The 622-nt window shown below is 69.3% G+C and carries 1 protein-coding gene and 2 pseudogenes; 2 read left to right on the forward strand and 1 reads right to left on the reverse strand.

Annotated features, from left to right (window positions below; translation table 11 throughout):
• Positions 1 to 116 (forward strand): hypothetical protein (locus A9W96_RS32740; RefSeq protein WP_231997693.1); only part of this gene is annotated, 116 nt, incomplete at its 5' end.
• A gap of 46 nt (positions 117 to 162) precedes the next feature.
• Positions 163 to 438: pseudogene (locus A9W96_RS31580) on the forward strand (ABC transporter family substrate-binding protein); the annotation flags it as partial.
• On the opposite strand, the pseudogene A9W96_RS30610 reads toward A9W96_RS31580, so the two are convergent.
• A pseudogene (locus tag A9W96_RS30610) lies at positions 430 to 622 on the reverse strand (ABC transporter family substrate-binding protein); the annotation flags it as partial. The pseudogenes A9W96_RS31580 and A9W96_RS30610 overlap by 9 nt on opposite strands.

Below are 622 nucleotides of genomic sequence, written 5' to 3' on the forward strand. Positions count from 1 at the left end.
TCTGCGCGCAAGACGAATGCGTCGAGGTGACCCCGGAGATCGTGCGGGTGCGCAAGGTCGAGCTGGACGCCACCGCCCGGGCCCGCAGCCGGTCGCGCGCCAAGGCGCGGGGTTAACACCGGGGTGGTTGGACGGGCTGCTGTGCGGTTGCTCGATACCCTGATCAGCGTGCCGAGACGAGTCCGCCGTTGGTTCATGGTGCTGGGCGGACTGATCTTTTTGGTCGGACTCGTGCTCTCGGCCTGTACGGTCAACCCGCCGCCGGCGCCGCAGAGCACCGATACGCCGCACAACTCCGTGCCGCCGCCACCGCGGGTCAGCGAGATCATCATGGGCATCGACTCGATCGGGGCCGGCTTCAACCCGCACCTGCTGTCCGACCTGTCCCCGGTGAACGCGGCGATCAGCGCGCTGGTGCTGCCGAGCGCCTTTCGGCCGGATCTTGTAGGTCACCGTGAACGGGTTCTGGCCGGTCACCTCGGCCGACACCAGCAGGGTCGGGTCCATCTCCCAGCGGGAACCGGTCGGCATGTTGGGGTCGGGGACCGGCCGAAAGGCGCTCGGCAGCACCAGCGCGCTGATCGCCGCGTTCACCGGGGACAGGTCGGACAGCAGGTGCGGG

The organism is Mycobacterium sp. 1245852.3 (genome assembly GCF_001669335.1).
Taxonomy (GTDB): domain Bacteria; phylum Actinomycetota; class Actinomycetes; order Mycobacteriales; family Mycobacteriaceae; genus Mycobacterium; species Mycobacterium europaeum_A.